14 protein-coding genes and 2 pseudogenes are annotated in these 19,233 nt (G+C 63.3%); 7 read left to right on the forward strand and 9 right to left on the reverse strand.

Going from position 1 to position 19,233, the window contains the following annotated elements; all coding sequences use genetic code 11:
* Positions 1-7: 7 nt before the first annotated feature.
* Entirely contained in the window at positions 8-1,957 is a 1,950-nt protein-coding gene (locus H3V53_RS04955; protein WP_336596987.1) for an alpha-galactosidase, read from the forward strand.
* Between the two features lie 16 nt (positions 1,958-1,973).
* Here the strand turns inward: H3V53_RS04955 and H3V53_RS04960 are convergent, their stop codons facing one another.
* The 3 genes and pseudogenes from H3V53_RS04960 to H3V53_RS04970 all read right to left on the reverse strand — a co-directional run.
* Positions 1,974-3,830, reverse strand: a complete 1,857-nt coding sequence (locus H3V53_RS04960; RefSeq protein WP_336596988.1) for a beta-galactosidase — start codon at positions 3,828-3,830, stop codon at positions 1,974-1,976.
* Positions 3,831-4,826: a ferritin-like domain-containing protein gene (locus tag H3V53_RS04965; protein ID WP_336596989.1), complete on the reverse strand. Its 996-nt coding sequence runs from the start codon at positions 4,824-4,826 to the stop codon at positions 3,831-3,833.
* A gap of 187 nt (positions 4,827-5,013) precedes the next feature.
* Positions 5,014-5,595: pseudogene (locus H3V53_RS04970) on the reverse strand (cysteine hydrolase family protein); the annotation flags it as partial.
* A gap of 259 nt (positions 5,596-5,854) precedes the next feature.
* Between H3V53_RS04970 and H3V53_RS04975 the strand changes: the two are divergent.
* Entirely contained in the window at positions 5,855-6,208 is a 354-nt protein-coding gene (locus H3V53_RS04975; protein WP_336596990.1) for a hypothetical protein, read from the forward strand.
* 10 nt (positions 6,209-6,218) lie between these two features.
* Here the strand turns inward: H3V53_RS04975 and H3V53_RS04980 are convergent.
* Together H3V53_RS04980 and H3V53_RS04985 are read right to left on the reverse strand one after the other, a co-directional pair.
* A pseudogene (locus H3V53_RS04980) lies at positions 6,219-7,485 on the reverse strand (RNA polymerase sigma factor).
* Complete coding sequence (locus H3V53_RS04985; RefSeq protein ID WP_336596991.1) at positions 7,482-7,853, reverse strand: YciI family protein; 372 nt, start codon at positions 7,851-7,853, stop codon at positions 7,482-7,484. The pseudogene H3V53_RS04980 and the gene H3V53_RS04985 overlap by 4 nt, the downstream one beginning before the upstream one ends.
* 361 nt (positions 7,854-8,214) lie before the next feature.
* On the opposite strand from H3V53_RS04985, the gene H3V53_RS04990 reads away from it, so the two are divergent.
* Positions 8,215-11,559 carry an adenylate/guanylate cyclase domain-containing protein gene (locus tag H3V53_RS04990; RefSeq protein WP_336596992.1) on the forward strand — a complete coding sequence of 1,115 codons (3,345 nt, stop codon included), beginning with the start codon at positions 8,215-8,217 and terminating at the stop codon, positions 11,557-11,559.
* Positions 11,560-11,579: 20 nt separating this feature from the next.
* On the opposite strand, the gene H3V53_RS04995 is transcribed toward H3V53_RS04990, so the two are convergent.
* Complete coding sequence (locus tag H3V53_RS04995) at positions 11,580-12,572, reverse strand: zinc-dependent alcohol dehydrogenase family protein (protein ID WP_336596993.1); 993 nt, start codon at positions 12,570-12,572, stop codon at positions 11,580-11,582.
* 361 nt (positions 12,573-12,933) lie between these two features.
* On the opposite strand from H3V53_RS04995, the gene H3V53_RS05000 reads away from it, so the two are divergent.
* The gene (locus tag H3V53_RS05000; protein WP_336596994.1) at positions 12,934-13,338 is read left to right on the forward strand and encodes a hypothetical protein; all 405 of its coding nucleotides are present in this window, start codon (positions 12,934-12,936) and stop codon (positions 13,336-13,338) included.
* Positions 13,339-13,452: 114 nt separating this feature from the next.
* On the opposite strand, the gene H3V53_RS05005 is transcribed toward H3V53_RS05000, so the two are convergent.
* Complete coding sequence (locus H3V53_RS05005) at positions 13,453-14,217, reverse strand: ParA family protein (RefSeq protein WP_336596995.1); 765 nt, start codon at positions 14,215-14,217, stop codon at positions 13,453-13,455.
* Positions 14,218-14,503: 286 nt separating this feature from the next.
* Here H3V53_RS05005 and H3V53_RS05010 point away from each other — a divergent pair, with 286 nt between their 5' ends.
* The gene (locus tag H3V53_RS05010; protein ID WP_054923040.1) at positions 14,504-14,719 is read left to right on the forward strand and encodes a hypothetical protein; all 216 of its coding nucleotides are present in this window, start codon (positions 14,504-14,506) and stop codon (positions 14,717-14,719) included.
* Between the two features lie 27 nt (positions 14,720-14,746).
* Positions 14,747-15,613: an alpha/beta hydrolase gene (locus H3V53_RS05015; protein WP_336596996.1), complete on the forward strand. Its 867-nt coding sequence runs from the start codon at positions 14,747-14,749 to the stop codon at positions 15,611-15,613.
* A 6-nt stretch (positions 15,614-15,619) separates the two neighbouring features.
* On the opposite strand, the gene H3V53_RS05020 is transcribed toward H3V53_RS05015, so the two are convergent.
* Positions 15,620-15,925, reverse strand: coding sequence for a hypothetical protein (locus H3V53_RS05020; protein ID WP_336596997.1), 306 nt, complete (start codon positions 15,923-15,925; stop codon positions 15,620-15,622).
* Between the two features lie 525 nt (positions 15,926-16,450).
* Here H3V53_RS05020 and H3V53_RS05025 point away from each other — a divergent pair.
* Positions 16,451-18,151, forward strand: coding sequence for a purple acid phosphatase family protein (locus tag H3V53_RS05025; protein ID WP_336596998.1), 1,701 nt, complete (start codon positions 16,451-16,453; stop codon positions 18,149-18,151).
* A gap of 83 nt (positions 18,152-18,234) precedes the next feature.
* Here the strand turns inward: H3V53_RS05025 and surE are convergent, their stop codons facing one another.
* Entirely contained in the window at positions 18,235-19,029 is a 795-nt protein-coding gene (gene surE / locus H3V53_RS05030) for a 5'/3'-nucleotidase SurE (protein WP_336596999.1), read from the reverse strand.
* Positions 19,030-19,233 lie beyond the last annotated feature (204 nt).

The raw sequence follows: 19,233 nt of genomic DNA on the forward strand, positions 1-19,233 counted from the left end.
GTGCTTCATGCATGCAACCCAGGGCACGCAGGAAGATCCGGGCGCACCTGTTTATCACGTAGACGGCGAGCGCCATTCGTTCGGTAACTCGGTCATTGCGCTGAACTGGACGGTCGCGGACCGCGTGCTGCGCGACATGTCCATCCTCGATCGCGCGCGCGGCCATGCGCTGACGGTAAGCGCACCATTCGTCATAACACTGGCTGACGGCCGCTCGCTCGGCTCCGGCGAACTGCGGCTGGCGGGGCCGCTGCGCGAAGAAGCGCTGCCCGCGGATTCCAATGCGCTGCGCGAAGCCGACCGGCATTCCGGCCGGCGCGTGATCGCGCTGCTCGCGGATCATGAGCGGCGGCTGCACGTCGAATGGAGCGTGGAGCAACGCGACGGTTCCCGCTATTTTCGCCAGCAACTGTCGATCACCGCGCGCTTGCAGGACGAACACATCGCGTCCGTGGCATTGCTGCAAATGCACGCGCCTGAAGCACGCAAAGCGGGTGTGCTCGCGGCGGTGCCCATCGTCGATGGGAATCTGTATGTGGGCTTCGAGTTGCCGATGTCGGAAAGCGACGCGCGCGACGGCATTGCCCGCTTGAGCGTGACCCGCGAACTGCCGCTCGAAAAAGGCAAGACGCTCGCCTATTCCGCCGTTGCCGGCGTGTTTCGTCCAGGCCAGTTGCGCCGCGACTTCGCTGCGTACCTCGAACGCGAACGGGCGCGTCCCTATCGGCCGTTTCTGCACTACAACTCGTGGTACGACATCGGCTTCCTGACGCCATACACGCAGGAACAGGCCATCGAGCGCATTCACACCGTCGGAGTTGCGCTGCACGAAAAGCGCGGCGTGCAACTCGACTCCTTTCTGTTCGACGATGGCTGGGATGATTACAGCGGCAACTGGTCCTTCAGCGCAGCGTTCCCCGACGGTTTCGTGCCGTTGAAGCAAGCGGCCGCGCAATACGGCGCCGCGCCGGGCGCGTGGTTATCGCCGTGGGGCGGCTATGGTCCGCCGCGCACGGAACGTGTGACGCGCGGGCGCGCCGTCGGCTATGAAACCGTCGGCGATGGCTTTGCGCTTTCGGGGCCGAACTACTATCGACGCTTTCACGAAGTCGCGCTCGACCTGCTCGACGTACACGGCGTCAATCACTTCAAGCTGGACGGCACGGGCAATGCGAACACGGTCGTGCCCGGCAGCCGGTTCAACAGCGACTGGGACGCGGCCGTCGAACTCATCGGTGAACTGCGCGGCAAAAAGCACGATGTCTTCGTCAATCTTTCGACGGGGACGCAAGCGTCGCCGTTCTGGCTGCGCTACGTCGATTCGATCTGGCGCGACGGCGCCGACTACGGATTCGCCGGCAAGGGCAGCGATCGCGAGCAGTGGATCACATATCGCGATGCGCAGAGCTATCGAAACGTCGTGTGTAGAAGCCCGCTGTTCCCGCTCAATTCGCTGATGCTCCACGGCGTCATTTACGCCCGCGAGAACCCTCGGCTCAACAGCGACCCCACGCATGCGTTCGCTGCCGAAGTGCGTTCGTACTTCGGCAGCGGCACGCAGTTGCAAGAGCTTTACCTCACGCCTTCCTTGCTGCGCCCCGACGCTTGGGACGTGCTCGCGCAATCGGCACGCTGGGCACGCGAGAACGCCGACGTGCTGCGCGATTCTCACTGGATAGGCGGCGCGCCCGACGAACTGGAGATCTACGGCTGGGCTGCGTGGACACCCTTTCGCGCGATCCTGACGCTGCGCAATCCGGATGACACGGCACACGACTTCACGCTCGATTTGCGCGCGCAGCTCGAACTGCCGGAACACATCGAAGGCCGGTTCAGCGCACGTTTGCCCTTTGTCGATGCCGAGGCGCAATTCCCAACGAGACTGGACGCGGATCGCCCGCAGCCGATCCGGCTGGAGCCGTTCCAGGTGCTGATCATCGAATTGTCGCCGGCTTGAGCACGATCGGGCCGCGCTACGAAAGCGTTGTCGCGAGATGGACTGGCTTCGGTTCTGTCTGATGCAGATCGAAGATCAGCACCGCGTTGTCTCCTACCCTCAGCCACGGAGCCGGGCAATAGAGCCGCATTTGCGGGCCGATGTTCCAGTAGCGGCCCAGGTTGTGTCCATTGACCCAGACAATGCCTTTGGTCCACTCGCTCATGTCGAGATAGACGTCGCCAATTACATCGACGAAAAGCGCCGCCATGAAGAACTGCCCCGCCCGATCCGGATTCGAGCAGACCGGGCGCAGGTTCTCGACAAACGCCTCGTTCATCGGCAGAAGCACGACTTCCCAGTCGTTCAACACCTCGCTCGCGCCTTGCGAATCGCGCAAAGTCACGGGATCGACGAATCCTTTGCGGTCGATCATTGCATGACCGTAATTCACCCGTCCCATGCCTTCGACGAGAATGTCCAGCATCGTGCCGGCACCGCGCACAGCAGACACATCGGGCAGCGCAAGCGGCCGGCGCTGCACGATGTTCAACGGCAACGCGCGATGTTCGGGCACGCGGGCGCGGGACACAGCGCCGGCATAGCGATCGCCGACGAATACCGTCGCGTAGTCGTGCACATCGCCCATGTCGAGCAGACCGCCGCGATATCGGTCCAGCCGCTTGCGATACAGCACGAAGCCGAATGCCTGGCCGTAAATTTCGAATGGCCGCGGGCGCACGCTTTGCGCGAGTGGCAGCGCGTCGGGAAGGTTGTCCCACAGCGATGCATGACGCTGCGGCATCAGGCGGTGCAGCCGATCCGCGGGAATCGTGGCGATAGGCGCAGGCACTCGCGGCAAAGGCACCGAAAGATATCCGCCGATCACGCTGCGGTACCGCATGTAACGCGCCGTCGGCATGCCTTGCTCGCTGATGGGCGCAGCGTAGTCGTAGCTGGTGATGTCGGGCTGATAGTCGCCTGATTCGGCATCGATATTCGCGCCCGCATAAAAGCCAAAGCTCGTTCCGCCATGAATCATATAGAGATTGAACGACATGCCTTCGCGCATCAAATCGTCGAGCGTGACGGAAAGATCGACAGTGGTGCCCTGGAATGCATCGTCGCCCCAATGTGTGAGCCAGCCCGGATAGACCTCGCCGGCCATCGCGGGCACATCCGGAAACGCGTGGCGGACAGCCTCGATCTGGGCCGCGTTGCCGTTGCTCAACGCGATCGCGCCGCCCGATACGTTCGAACGGTTTTGCTTGAGTTGCGCGAGCCCATCTTCCGTATAGAACGGGCCGTCAATGCCCGCGCGAATCCAGTGCTGTTTGATCTCGTCCAGATAGACAGCGTTATTGGCGAATGATCCAAACTCGTTCTCGATCTGGATCATCAGAATGGGGCCGCCGTTCTCTGCCATCAACGGCTGCACACGCGGCGCGAGTTCGTCGATATAGCGCGCGACAGCCTGCATGTAGCGCGCGTCATGAGCCGAATCGGTGCGCAACACAATATCGTCGTAGCGCAGCAGCCAGGCGGGTATGCCGCCGAGATCCCATTCGGCGCACACGTAGGGACCTGGCCGGAACAGTACCCACATGTCCTCCGCGTTACAAAGGCGAATGAATGCCTCGATGTCGCGATTGCCCGTGTGGAAGTCGAATACCCCTTCGCTTGCTTCGTGATAATTCCACATGACGTACAGCGCAATGGTATTCATCCCCATTGCCTTTGCCATCTGAATGCGGTGCTGCCAGTACTCGACAGGAATACGCACGGGATGCAGTTCGCCGCTGCGAATCTGAAACGGCACGCCATCAAGCAGAAAGCCTCTCCCATGCGGCGCGAAGGAGAACACGCGTGCGCGCCCCGTATTGCGTGTCATCATTCAGCTTCCCTTTTTCTTGCGCATGAAGCGCAGCGCGACACGCACGAGCTTCGGCATCGTCTGCGGACGCAGCAGGCGCGCGTCATAACCGCAGAAGCGCCGATCGTTCTCCTGCAGGCAGAGCGTCATCAGTTCGCGCACATCGATCTTGGCACCCGATACCGCTTGCGCACCGTTGACCGTGAAGTTGTTGTCCTGCGTCTGCTCGTTCCCATCGGCGTCGAACGAGCGCGCGAGGCCAATGCGCTCCCAGCCTAGAAACAGCCACACGGCGGCGACTTTCAGTTCGAAGACGAGACGCCGCCACCGCGACAGCCTCGCGCGATGCCACGCCAGCCAGTTGGCGAACAGCAGGATATGACGGCATTCTTCCTGCATGACGGGCTCGAACGTATCGATGAGTTCGGGCGGAAAGAGACGGGAGCGATGCGCAAGCTCGAACAAACCGAACGCAAAGAAGCTGTCGATGCATTCGCTAAAACCCGTCACGAGATACGCCCACTCCGTATCGGCTGGATGCACATAAGGCGCCTCTTTCGCTAAAGCAATTCGATATGCCGCGACCATGCGCGACAACACTTCCTTGTGACGGTTCTCTTCCCACGCGTTAAGCGCAAGCGCGCTACGCATGTCGGGTTCGCTGAGTGTCGCGGCATAGGCGGCCATGCGCAGTCGCGCCTTGCCTTCCGTCTGCACCGCGATGTCCCAGATGGGCAGCGATACGATCCTGTGCAGCGTATCGGGTTCGAGCGTCGGCCAGTCGAGCACCGACGGGCGATACGGATTGAAGGTCTCGCGAAACATCCGGCACACCTCGCGCAAATGCACCTCGGAGCCCGGCGTGATCGGGCCGTCGACGTGACTGGTCCACTGCCGCGTGTTGACGTCGGCGGCGTCGATCGTCGCGCGATCGAGGCCGAGATGCGTCAGCGGGGGCGCGACGAAATCTGGAATCATCCGTCCGACGTCGAACGGATCAAGTGTCTGATCACTCATTCCGAAGCCCCCGGTAGCCGCGACTGCGACAGGTTACGGCAAGATTCGGGTCTGCTGCAACGGACGGGCACGCGTTTCATCAGCGTGTCACACAGGCTCACAATGGGCTCGCGCCGCCATCGTGATTTGCGGCCGACGGTAGCGTATAGCCGCCTGGCGAAGGCTGGGAAGACGTCGCCGCGCGCGAGGCGAGCAGCGCCTGAGCTTCAGCGAGCGAGAGTACCGTCGTTCGCGAATCGAACGCGGTTGCGAAGAGATGATCGTGCACGACCTGATCGGGGTCGTAGCAGCAATCCTTCACCGTGAACAAGCGGAAGTCCGCATCGCTCGCGTAAGCCACCGACGACAGCACGACACCCGTCGATGCGATGCCCGCCATCAGCAGCGTATCGATACCTTGCGCGGCAAGCCGCGTCTGCAGATCAGTGCCAAAGAATGCGCTGGCACGATGCGCGATGATGAGCGGCTCAGAAGCTTTCTGGCCGAGTTCGGGCGCGATCTTGTCGTCGACGAACAGACCAAGTTGTTTGATTCCCTGTCCGTTCTTGTTCAGCGGACTGACTTCCGGATAGCCCGGACTAAAGTGAATCTTGACGAAGTACACACTGACGTTTTTGGCTCGCGCGGCGTCACACAGCCTGCGCGTGTTGTCGAGCAGAGTGGACGCCACCGTTGGGAATAGCGCCATGATGTCAGTCTGATAATGCATGACCACTAGCGCTGTCTGCGCCGGAACGATCGTGGGCTCGGATTCGATGCGTGGCGACATAGGAGCGACGCGTTAGAGAAGGACGGTTGACTCTATCACGACCACTCCGAAGCCGAAGCGCGTGGTCTTCAGTCACATCGGACCACATTAGCGTTCCTTAATTGAGCTCAGGCAAATTAGCTTTTCTTGCTTCGTCAAACGCGACACACTAACGCCATCCCGTTCCTCATGTCCGCGATCCGACGGCTGCGAATCAACTGCTTCAGTCGACCATTCCGTCGAGCCCGTCTTTGCAGCTATCCAAGACAAGGAGGCAATCATGGCGATTCATACCGGGAAGCTCGCCAGGTTCTATAGCGTATTTCATCATCGCCATGACCCTGTCATATATGCGCCCACGATAGCAGCCAGCAATACATTGGAACTCTACAGAGCGTTGGTCAACCAGCCTGCGTCAGCAGAAGAACTGGCGAATTCGAGCAGAATAGAATTGCGCTCCGTGCGCGAGTGGCTGGCCGACCTCACCGCTGCTGGCTACCTCCAGTACGATGCGGCGAGCCAGCAATACTGGATGACCGAGCAGCAGGCCGACGCGCTCGCCGACAAGGCCGGCAATGCTTTCCTCAAAGGCGCATTCGCAACCTGGCGCGATTCGAAGCTATTGGCAAGATGAATCTGGGAGGCTACCGGCTCGCCGACGACACTTCAATGCGCTTGCCCTGCAGGAACCGGCGCACGGCTGGATCACGTTCGAGGCCGATCGCGAGATCGTATGCGCGAAGCGCTTGCGCCGTCGCACCGGCGCGCGCCAGCAGATCGGCACGCGCCGCCCAGTACGGCTGGTAATCGGCCAGCCGCGGATCGTCCGCATACGGCTCGAGCGCGTCCAGCGCCGCCGCGGGCCCGTCCCGCTCCGCCAGCGCGAGCGCGCGGTTCACCGCGACCACGGGCGACGCTGCAATCGTGAGCAGCGCATCGTAAAGTTGAACGATCTCATCCCAGTTCGCGCAATGCGTGCGGCAGCGATGCACGTGCGCCGACTGCAGCGCTGCCTCTAGCTGAAAGCGTCCGATCGCATTGAGAGCGTTCGCGCGCCGCAGCAGCGCGTCGGCGGCGTCGATCATTGGCGCGTTCCATGTGGCGGGATCTTGCGCCGATAGCGGGACGTAGTCGCCCGCCGCATCGCGTCGGGCGTCGCAACGCGCCTGCGCATAGAGCATCAGCGCGAACAGACCCAGCGTCTCCGGCTCTTCGGGCAACAGTTCGACGAGTAGCTGTGCGAGAAACAGCGCCTCACCGGTGAGATCGCGCCGCCCGGCATCGCCACCCATCGGGTCGGTCCACCCTTCCGCATACACCGCATAGACGGCTTCGAGCACCGCGGCGAGCCGGCCGGGCAACTCCTCGTGCTCGGGCACGCTGAACGGAATGCCCGCTTCGCGAATCTTGTTCTTTGCCCGCACGAGGCGCTTGCTCATCGCCGCGGGCGACATCAGGAACGCGGACGCAATCGTCTCCGCCTCGAGCCCCAGCACCACCTGCAGCATCAGCGGCGTGCGAATCGCGGCCTCCAGCGCCGGGTGCGTGCACGCGAACAGCAGCGCGAGCCGCCGGTCGGGCAACGCGCCTGCTTCACGCTCGTCGATCTCGTCGGCGAGGATGGCGAGCTGGTTCACGACTTCGTCGCCCACACGTCGATGGCGCGCGCCGTCGATCGCGCGGCGCCGCGCGACCGTCATCAGCCATGCTTCGGGATTCGCAGGGCAGCCGCGCTCCGGCCAATCGGCAAGCGCGGCCGCAAACGCGTCGGACAACGCGTCCTCGGCGGCGGCGACGTCGCGCGTGCGCATCGCGCAGCGCGACGAGCTTGCCGTAACTGCGGCGCGCGACTGCCTCGGCAATCGAACGCGCGCCGCCGCCCGCGTCACGGCCGCCGCCGGATGGACTCATGCAGCGGACGGTGCATCGTAGGGGGCAGTCCAGACCGGGCGCACTTCAATGACGCCATGCGCCGCGCCGGGACAACGTGACGCCCATGCGATTGCGGCGTCCAGATTGGGCACATCGATCAGGTAGTAGCCCGCCAGTTGCTCCTTCGAATCGGAAAAAGGTCCGTCGAGCACCTGCGGTCTGGCGTCGACGAGCCGCACGGTGGTGGCCGTGTTCGTGTGCTGCAGCCGGTTCGCGCCCGCCAGCACTTCGGCTTTTTTCAACGATTCGGTGTATGCCTGATACGCGGCCACGCCTTGCTGCCGCTCGCTGTCCGTCATCTGGCTCCAGCGGCTTTCTTCTGAATAGATCATCAACAGGTATTGCATATGAGCCTCCGTCATGGGGTTGGGGCGGGTGATCACGTCGGGCCGCCATCACAATGACGCGCGGGCCGCATGCTGACGGACAGGCTGCGTCGAAAAATTCGGAACGGCGCATCTGCCTGACTCATGCGCGTCCGGAGCAAAGAGACTACACCTTGCAGCTGTCGTTCAGGTGGCGCCCCGCCCGCGCGTCGAAACATCAGAGGAAAGCCTGTCGCGCCCCGAAGAAAGCCTGCGGCATGCGAGCGCCCACACACCTCGATCGGTACGCACAACACCTACACTAGACAAGGCGGCGCCGTTCATCTCGCCTTTCATCTCGCCGTTCATCTTTTAAGCGCGCAACGGAAAACCGATTCCGACGATGACGATGCATATCGAATTGTGGCTCGGCGGACTTGGGCTCGAGCAATACGCCCAGGCGTTTGCCGACAACGACATCGACGCGTCGATGCTGCCCGCGCTGAGCGACGCGGATCTGAAGGAACTCGGCGTTCGCTCGCTGGGGCATCGCAAGCGCCTGCTGGCGGCGATCGCACAGATGTCGGCACCCGCCGATGCGCCGCCTGCGGCCCGCACTGGGCTCGACAAGGCCATCTCGCTCAACGTCGGCGCGCCGCTACAGGAGCGCCGACAGGTCACCGTGCTGTTCGCCGATCTGTGCGGCTTCACGGCGCTCTCGCAGACACTCGATCCCGAAGAGCTGCGCGAACTGATCGACCGCTTTACCGGGCTGGTCGACGGCATCGTGCTCGCGTACGGCGGCACCATCGACAAGCACATCGGCGATGCCGTGATGGCGCTCTTCGGCGCGCCGCGCGCGCATGAAACCGATCCGCTGCGCGCGGCCCGCGCCGCGCTCGATATTCACGAGGCGCTCGACGAGTTGAGCGCGAAAACGGCGCATCGGCTACAGGCGCATATCGGCATCGCGAGCGGCGAGGTGGTGGCAGGCGCAGTCAACCGTGCCGATGCGCAGGACTACACGGTGCATGGCGACGCGGTGAACCTCGCCGCGCGGCTCGTTTCGGCGGCAGGCCCGCGACAGACGTTATTGTCCGACGGTGTGCGGCGCGCGCTCGGCGAGCGCGCCGTCTGCGAGCCGATGGGCGACATGCATTTCAAGGGTATCGACATGCCCTCGCGCGCGTGGCGCCTCGCCTGCCTCGTGCACGAACCCGCGCGTGCGAGCCGCGGCCGGTTCGTCGGGCGCAAGGCGGAACTGGAGCAGTTTCGCGGCATCGCGCACGCGTGCGTCGAACAGCGAGCGGGACACGTCGTTTATGTGCGCGGCGACGCGGGCATCGGCAAAACGCGGCTCGTCGACGAGATGCGCCTGTTTGCGCAGACGCACGGCTTTGCGGTGCATCGCGGCCTCGTCCTCGACTTTGGCGTGGGCAAGGGGCAGGACCCGGTGCGCGCGATCATCGACAGCCTGCTCGACCTGTCGTCCCCGGCGGACAGCGAAGCGCGTCAGGCCGTCGCCGCGCGCCTCGTCAGCGATGGCGTCATCCCGCCTGAGCAGCGCGTCTTTCTCGATGATCTGCTCGATCTGCCGCAAGCGGGCGAATGGCGCACCCTTTACGACGCGATGGATCACGGCGCGCGCAAGCGCGGCAAGCAGGCCGTCGTCGCGGCGATGATGGCCGACGCATGCCGGCGCGGCCCAAGCATGATCGTCGTCGAAGACCTGCATTGGGCCGACGCCGAGGTGCTCGGCTATCTGTCCGCGTTCGCGTCGGGTATCGGAAGCGGCGCAGGACTGCTGGTGATGACCTCTCGCATCGAAGGCGATCCGCTCGATGCCGCGTGGCGCGCCCGCATGCGCGACACGCCGCTTTCGACGATCGATCTCGGGCCATTGCGCCGCGACGAGGCGCTGACGCTCGCGAGCCATTTCATCGACGCGACCCAGCGCGTGGCGCTTGCCTGCATCGAACGCGCGGACGGCAATCCGCTGTTCCTCGAACAGCTTCTGCACAACGTCGAAGAAGGCAGCAGCGACGCGGTGCCCGCGTCAATCCAGAGCCTCGTGCTCGCACGCATGGACCGGCTCGAAGCGCGCGACCGCGCTGCGTTCCAGGCGGCGTCGGTGATCGGGCAGCGCTTCGGGCTCGCGCTGCTCAGACGGCTGATCGAGGACCCCGATTACGACTGCAGCACGCTGGTCGCCAATGCGCTGGTGCTGCCCGAAGGCGACGACTTTCTGTTCGCGCACGCGCTGATTCAGGAGATCGCGTATCAGCTGCTGCGGGCGCGGCGGCGCGAGCTGCATCGTCGCGCCGCCGACTGGTTCGCGCAGCGCGATGCCGTGCTGCGCGCACAGCATCTGGATCGCGCGGAAGACGAGCGAGCGCCGCAGGCTTGCCTCGAGGCGGCGCTTGCGCTGCGCGCCGCGCATTTCACGGAGTCCGCGCTGCATCTCATCGAGCGCGGGCTCCGGATCGCGCATACGCCTCAGGAAACACACGCGCTGACGTGCTTCAAGGGCGAGTTGCAGTCCGATCTGGGCGACATTGCCGCGTCGATTGCCACGTATCGATCGGCTGTCGATGCGGCGCCCGACGATGCCAGCCGTTGTATCGCGCAGCTTGGCCTTGCCGAAGGGTTGCGGGTCAGCGAGGGCTTGAGCGAAGCGCTCGCGTTGCTCGATGCCGCGCAGCAGATAGCGGAACGTGAGGACCGGGCGACGGAACTGGCGCGTGTGCATCATCTGCGCGGCAATATCCTGTTTCCGCTCGGACGGATCGACGACTGCCGGATCGAACACGAACGCGGGCTCGCTTACGCGCAGCGCCTCGGCTTGCCCGAAGCGGAGGCGCGCGCGCTGGGCGGTCTCGCCGATGCTGCCTACGCGCAAGGACGCATGCGTACGGCCTTCGAGCATTTCAGCCGTTGCGTCGCGCTGAGCCGCGAACACGGCTTTGGCCGCATCGAAGTGGCCAACCGGTCGATGCAAGGCTTTAGCCGCATCTATCTGAATGAGGCGCGCGAGGCCCGTGCCGATGCCGTCGCCGCGTCGCGCGAGGCGTCGCTGGTCGGGCAACCGCGCGCGCAGATGCTGTGCGAAACGCTGGGCGCGTTCGCGTGCTACGAAATGGGCGACGCCCACGCCACACGGGTTCATCTCGAACAGGAAATGCTGTTGATCCGACAACTCGGCGCGCGCCGCTTCGGAGCGCAGAACCTGGAGATGCAAGGGCGTGTGTTGCTCGTCAGCGGGCAACACGAGGAGGCGGCGCGCGTCCTGAGAGAGTCGTTGGCGTTGTGCCGGGAAGTCGGCATGCAATTCAGCGCGCCGAAGGCATTGAGCGCGTTGAGCCGCGCGGTCGAAGACGACGCCGAGCGCGTGCGCATGCTTGACGAGGGGGCGGAGCTGCTGCGGCGAGGCGCAGTCGGGCACAATCATCTGTGGTTCTACCGTGATGCGATCGACGCGATGCTGTCGGCGCGCGACCCGGCCCGCGCGCGGCGCTATGTCGAGGCACTGGAGCAGTACACGCGCGCTGAGCCCTTGCCGTGGGCGCAATTGTTCGCGGCGCGCGGACGCGCGCTCGCTGCCGCACTCGACGATTGCGCCGACGAAGCCCTTCTGGCAGAACTTCGACGCGTGCGCCAGGCACTGGCGGCGGCAGCGTTCGATGGCGCGCGGCGCGAAGTCGACGCCGCGCTGGCCGCAATCGAGACTTCGCGAAAGGTCGATTGGTGACGAGTGGCGATCCCTGTCGCCTAGTCGACCGTCACGACGATCTTGCCGACTTGCTCGTTTGATTCGAGGAAGCGGGTTGCTTCCTGGATCTGATCGAATGTGAAAGTCCGCGAGATGAGCGGAACAAGCGCGCCCGATTCCAGACCTTCGCTAATGAATTGCTTCGCGCGTTCGAGCAAGGCGTCGTTGCCAGTGATTTCACTGTAAAGATAGCCTTTGATGGTCAGGCACTTGCCCAGTAGCGCGAACTGCGGGAACGTCCCTTCGTCCATGCTGAGCGCGCCGTATTCGAGCAGGATGCCGCCGAACGACATGCACTCGGCAAGCTGCGCAACCGCCGGGCCGCCGATCGGATCGAAAACGACGCGAGCGCCCTTCCCGCTTGTGATTTCGTTGACGCGCGCCGCGAGGTCTTCTTCTGACGTCGCTATCACATGGTGTGCTCCGGCATCGCGAAGCGGTTGAGCCTTCGCGCTGGTCCTGGACGTCGCAATCACGGTCGCGCCAACGCTACGGGCCAATTGAATCGCGGCCACCCCGACACTGCTCGATGCCGCCGAGATGATCACGAAATCGTCGGCATTCAGTTTCCCTTGCGCAATGAGGGCACCCCACGCAGTGACGTATTGCATCCATGATGCAGCGGCCTGTTCAAAAGTCAGATTCGCCGGGTGCCTGACGACATATCGGGCGGGGATGTTGATGAGTTCGCCGTAAGTGGGCCAGCGCGACATGTCGGGTGTCGGAATCACGCTGACAGCATCGTTTTCGGCAAAGCCCTTGACGTCCGCACCGACCGCCTTGACGATGCCCGCAGCCTCATAGCCTAGCTGAGAGGGGAAGACCGCTTCTTGCAGATAGCGGCCGGTACGGAACATGACCTCCGCACGATTAAGGCCAATGGCCTTCACAGCGATCTGAACCTCGTCTGCGCGAGGCGCAGGAACGTTCACGTTCTCGATACGCAGCACGTCGGCATCGCCGTATTCATGAAAGCGCACAACACGGGTCATCTATCGCTCCCTGGAAAGTTGCCCAGCGTATCGCCGGGCATCGCCTCCATTCTTCGCGTGTGCGCCGTGCGACGCAAGACTGCCACTCTTTACAGGAACCTTTACGCCGTCGAGACGCGCGCCGGGCCGCGCCACTGAGCCGAACCCGCCCACACGGCGCCCCCGATTCAAACGCTTATTTGAAAACACGGACTTTATGCGCGATGCGTCGTATTACCGAAACGGTTTTCTCCAATTACGTTGCCTTTCGCAACGAATTAATACTTCTTATCGCCCTTATGCTATAACCGCAATGTGAGCCAACAATACCGATCACTCCGATCTTAAATGCGATATGGCGTTTTATTATGTCGAACCCGAAGTGGCGGGCGGCCTCGGCAAGAATACCGTGACCGATACAACCATTCATCCGCCAGGCATCGTCAAACTGCACTACAGAATCATCAACTGGCTTGGCGACGCGCTACTCGAAAGCTTTCCTGCACTGATCATTACGCACGCAGCGGCCGCGGCATTGAATGAAGCGGGCGTAAGCGGAATGACTTGCCGCGAGGTCGAAATAACGGTTAGCGAATCGTTCCAGGAAATTTATCCGGAGCGGAAATTGCCCGAATTTCTCTGGTTATGCGTGACAGGCCGCGCCGGACGCGACGACCTCGGCATCGCGGACGATTCGAGACTCGTCGTCTCGGAGCACGCATTAGCCATATTGAAGCCGTTCGGGCTGAATAACGCGTTAATTGAAAGCTACGGGTCTGCATCGTGACCGTATGAACGGTACTGTCCAGGGCACCCGTTAGCGCATCGTCCGTTCGCTGCAACGAAGAACATTCGATTAAGCAGCGCACCTTCTTCGCTTGCCAGTTTCGGAAACCGCGCGCTAGCCCGCGAGTTCGCGATGCAGCGCGAGATATTCCTGCGACAGCTTGTGCCGTGGATCGAGGTGAATCACGGGTGTCGCGTGCTGATGCGACTCGCGAATCTTTACGGACGACGACAGCCGTGCGCCAAGCACAGGCAATCCCTCGCTGACCAGTTCATCGACGAGCTGTTGCGGCAGGCTCGCGCGCGGCTGGAACTGATTGATGACGATGCCTTCGACGTGCAGCGCGTCGTTATGGTCCTGCTGGATTTCCTTCACGTTGTCGAGCAGCATATAGAGCGCGCGGCGCGAGAAGTCGTCGCAATCGAAGGGAATCAGGCAGCGCTCGACGGCAATCAGTGCGGAGCGCGTATAGAAATTCAGGGCGGGCGGCGTATCGATGTAGATCGCGTCGTACATGTCGAGCTCGTTCAGCGCATCGCGCAGCTTGTAAATCTTGTAGCGCGATTCGAGCTTGCTGTGCAGCGTATCGAGATCCGCGTGCGCGGGCATGATGTCGAGGTTTTCGAACGGCGTCGGATGAATGAACGATGTCACGTCCACAGGCTTGAAGCTGAACGTCAATGCCGTTTCGAAGAAACCGGCCACAGTAGGATGCACCTCGTTCGCGCGCGCGCCGAGGAGGTACTGGCTCGAATTGCCCTGCGCGTCGAGATCGATGACGAGCGTACGCAGGCCTTCGCTGGCGCTGATGGCCGCGAGATTGCACACGATGGTCGATTTGCCGACACCACCCTTCTGATTGAATACGACCCGCCGCATGTGTCCCTCTCAATGGTCGGCCAGAGGGCCGCGATGGCGCCTGCTCTGGTCCAACAAATCTGCCCGAAAAACCAGCAGCATACATCAGCCAGATTACCGGACGAGACGCTGCGCACGAAACATTTACCTGCCCCGCCAGTCACAGCGCTGTTGCGTACCGGTCTGAAGGGGCGCGCGTTCGGCGCACATTCGTAGCGCCCGGATTCATCGCCTAGAATCGATTCAGACGCATGACTGAACGCGTCGAGCATCGCACGCAGACATTTTCTTCTTTTAGGAGGTCACGATGAAAGCAGGCGAAAAGGGCGACGTACACGCCTTTGTGCAGACAGCCGAGCAAGCCGGCGATTATGTGTGGATCATTGCATTGGTCGACTTCGCGGGTCGCGAAGTCAAACGGGCCATCGTTTCCGACGAAAAATACTCAACCCGCGCCGCTGCGAAAGACGCGGGCGATGCCCGGCTGAAGGCGCTCGAACAGGACCGTCATGCGCATGCATGACACCCGCGCCCGGACAGGCGGGCGAACATGAACCTCGGCCAGCCGCGCCGCACGCCGCCCGGTTTCGCAAGGCATCGCATGTCGTTGCTCGCGCTCTGTGTCGGCATTGCGCTGGCCGTTTATCTGCTCGCGCTGGTAGCGCTTTACTGCATGCAGGACAGGATGCTGCTGCCTGCGCCGCTGCAGATGCCCGATCCGCCGCCCGGGCATCGTGGCGCCTACGACGTCGAGCCGTGGCATCCCGGCGGCCAGTTCACGGGCTACGTGGTGACACCTGCTGCCCAGGCGCCGCGCGGCACTTTCATCGTATTTCACGGCAATGCGGAAACCGCCGGCGACAAACTGCCCGTCGCCCACGTGTTCGTGCGCAACGGTTACAGAGTCGTGTTGGCCGAATACCCGGGCCAGGGAAAACGCGAAGGCGAGCGCACGATGATGGCCGCGCTGGCGGCCTCGCGCGACGCGCTCGGCGCAGCCCGCGCTCAATGGAGCGGGCCGCTTTATCTGCTGGGCGAATCGCTCGGTGCGGGCATGGCCGCGCAGGCGGTGCGCGGCAACGAGACGGCCGTTGCCGGCGTGGTGCTCATTACGCCGTGGGATTCGCTCGCAAGCGTGGCAGCGGAGCACTACAGGCTCTTCCCCGTGCGCTGGATGCTGCATGATCCGTTCGATTCCATCGCCGCGCTCGAGCGCTACCGCGCGCCCCTCGTCGTAATCGGTGCACAGCAGGACACGCTGATACCCGTCGCGCATGCGGGTCGGCTTGCGAGCGAACACCCAGGCTCGGAACTGATGCTGTTGCCAAACGCCAGTCACGACAGCTGGTTCGACGCGATGAACGACGAGCGCTGGCAACAGGTACTTGACTGGCTGCGCGCTTCGAGCCCGAACTAAAGCGCGTCAGTCGATGCGTCGCGTGATCAGCTCGTTGCGGATCAGCGCGTGCAGGTCGTCCGCGCTCGGCTGCGTGCCCCAGCTGCGCGCGCCCGCAACAGAAGCAATCGCGAACCACGAATGCGGCGGGAACCATTCCTGCACCATCACGCCGTTCTCCCTCAGGCAAAGCTGTCCCGTCAATTCGCTGAATTCGGCCGACAATGCCCGGCCGTTCGCGTGCACCGTGACGCATCTCCCTTTCGTCGACGGCTGCTCGTCGACGCTGACGATCACGTCCGCGTCGCCCGCGCTTTCGTATGAGTCGGTCATCGTCGACATCCTCCCGCAAGCAAGGTGCGTGACAAACGCAGATCCATCGACAATGCGAATGTTGCTTGCATCATGCACTCCCGGCTTCGTGTATCGGGGGCACTATATGCAAACCGCAACCGCCAAGCTGTGTGCGTATGTAAGCAAACGTGAATGACGCAAGCGATCTACCGCGCAGACAAGGCCAACTGTAACGACGGCGTTCCGAAACGTTGCGTCGTGTGCGTGGTTACAACACTTTGCCGCGCCTGGCGGCCAATGCGCAGACGTCATGCTGCGCGATGAAAACTTCGAGCGCTGGATCGTCTAATACAGCAATGCGGCTTCATGTCCGCATGCAAATGTCTCGTGCAGGTATGACGGGGTGAAGGGCGGACAACCGTCGGCGCTGTCACAACGAGGCAACACAGTCCGGTATATCGTGTTGCCCGGAATGCACTTCGTTCCCGTTCCTTAGCCGCGCCGACGCGCCCGCTGCGCTGCGTCTTCGTGCGTCGTCTGCCTTCCACCGCGAGAACAAACGACATGTCGAAAAAGCACACTCCCGATACCCCACCCGCCGATTCCGCCACCACGCAGGGCAACACATTCTCGCGCCGCGGCTTTCTGAAGCTCGCTGGCGCGTCGGGATTCGCAACGGCCGCGGGCACGTTGGCCGGTTCCGCGAAGGCCGACCCGTCGACACCCGACGGCACGCCCGAACAGATCCATCTGACGTGGGGCGACGATCCTGCTGACGAAGTGGTCGTGTCGTGGGCGTCGCTGGCAGCCGCGACGAATCCGCGCGTGCGCTACAGCGCATCGGGCGAGCAGAACGCGACCGTGCTTGCCGTGCAACGCACTTACACCGACGGCCTGAACGGCGAAGTGGTGTTCACGTATCACGCGCGTTTGCGAGACCTCAAGCCCGCGACGACATATCAATACGAAGTCACGGCCGATAACGACGGCAACGCAGGCACGCCGTTCTCCGCGACATTCAAAACGGCGCCGCGCGGCCGCGCGCCATTCCGCTTCACCAGCTATGGCGACCTCGCGACGCCGAACACGGGCTGGGTGCTGTCGTCGCCGCAAAGCCGCTTCGCCGTCCAGGCCGTCGAGCGCTTTCAGCCGCTGTTTCACCTGCTCAACGGCGACCTGTGCTACGCGAACCTGAACCCAGAGAGCCAGCCCGACGTGTGGCGCGACTTCGGCAACAACAACCAGTCGTCGGCCGCCAACCGGCCGTGGATGCCCTGCCCCGGCAACCATGAAGTCGAGTTCAACAACGGCGCGCAAGGCTTCGATTCGTATCTGACGCGCTATACGCTGCCGAACAACGGCACGCATTTCCCAGGCCGCTGGTATAGCTTCCGCGTGAGTTCCGTGCTGTTCATCTCGCTCGATGCCGACGATATCGTCTATCAGGACGGCGCCGCGTTCGTCACCGGTCCGGCGCCGCTCGTGCCCGCCGCCAGTACAGGAAACCCGCCGATCCCGCCCGGCACGTCGTTCTACGTTCGCGGCTATAGCGACGGCGAGCAGACACGGTGGCTCGAAAAGACGCTGCGCCATGCCGCCGACGATGACGACGTCGACTGGATCATCGTGCAGATGCATCAGGACGCGCTGAGTTCGTCGAAGACAGGCAATGGCTCGGATAAGGGCATCCGCGAAGCGTGGCTGCCCCTGTTCGACCGCTACGGGGTCGATCTCGTGCTATGCGGCCACGATCACGACTACGAGCGCAGCTACCCCGTGCGCGGCTGCAACCATCACGCGGGGATCGATGCGTCGACGGGCGAGAAAGTCGATACGCTGCAGCCGAAGCCCGCAACGCATCCGCACGCGGGCAGCGGCAACACGTTCGACACGAGTCACGGCACGATCCACCTGATTCTCGGCGGCGGCGGCACAAGCGCGCCGCTCGACGTGTACGGCATCGATGCGGGTAACGGCAATCCGCAGGCGAAGGTGTTCACGAAGCCCAATCGACCGATACCCGGCACGTCGGCGGGCACCTTCACGCGCGCCAACGCCGACGCGCTCGAAGATGCGATCTGGTCGGCGCAGCGCGACACGGGCACGGGCTACGGCATCGCCGTGTTCGATTACGACCCGGGGTCGCACGGCGGCAAGACGACGATCGCGATGAACTACTATCACGCCCTCGGCGCGGACCAGACAGCGACGGCGACGTATGACCTGTTCGAAACCATCACGCTGTCGAAGCATCGGCGCGGCTGATCGCCGTAGCTGATTGCGTGCATGAACGCACAAACAGAAACGCGGCCCATGTGCCCGCGTTTTTCTTATTGGCGCACCGCGCGTCACGCGCTTCGAGACGTGCCCAGTGATGTCGCGAGCTTCGCAAACGTGGCTTCGTCGGTGCGATCGAAATAGAGCGGTGTCACCGATACGCGCCCCGACGCGACCACCGCCGTTTCACTGTCCGGCGCGTTATCGCGCGGGCCTCGCTGGAATCGCAGCCAGTGGTACTCGAGACCGCGCGGATCGACTTGCGGCAGCACGTCGATGCCCTGCACGAGACCCACGCCCTGTTTCGTCGGCGTGAGCGGGCCCGCCGCCGATGCATCGACATCGGGAAAGTTGACGTTCAGGCACACCGGCACGTCGTGCTCGATTGCCAGCAACTGACAAATCACGCCGGGCGCCAGTTCGCGCGCCGTGTCCCAGCGCACGTTCTCCCGATCCGTGAAGGTCTGGCTCAACGCGATCGACGGCAGGCCGAGCAGCAGCCCTGTCATCGCCGCGCCGACGGTGCCGGAGAACATCGTCTCGACACCCAGGTTGCCGCCGCGATTGATACCCGAGAGCACCAGCGTCGGCGGTGTGTCGCGCATCAGATGACGCACGGCCATCACGACGCAATCGCCGGGCGTGCCGACCACGCCGAACCTGCGCTCGCCCTGGCGGCTCACGCGCAGCGGCGAATGCAGGCTGATCGAATGAGAAGTGCCGCTCTGATCGTGTTCGGGCGCGACGACCCATACTTCGTCGGCGATCTCCGACGCGACGGCTTCGAGCACGGCGAGGCCAGGCGCGTCGATGCCGTCGTCGTTGGTGAGCAGAACACGCTGTACTTTGCGGGGAAGGACGGACATCGAGACAACTCCTCTATGTGATTGGATCGCAACGTCGAACAGGCGTGCGCAAGCGGAAGTCTTCACGCTACCACACTCGCCGCGCGCGATACGTTCGCGCAGCCCGCGCGGCGAGCTGGAAACAGCGTCGAACGGATACCCCCTCGCAAGGGGGCCTCTCGCGAGGCTCGCGTAGCTAAGATCCCATCGCCGGCGAATCAAATA

The sequence above is a fragment of the Paraburkholderia bengalensis genome (assembly GCF_037126505.1).
Taxonomy (GTDB): domain Bacteria; phylum Pseudomonadota; class Gammaproteobacteria; order Burkholderiales; family Burkholderiaceae; genus Paraburkholderia; species Paraburkholderia bengalensis.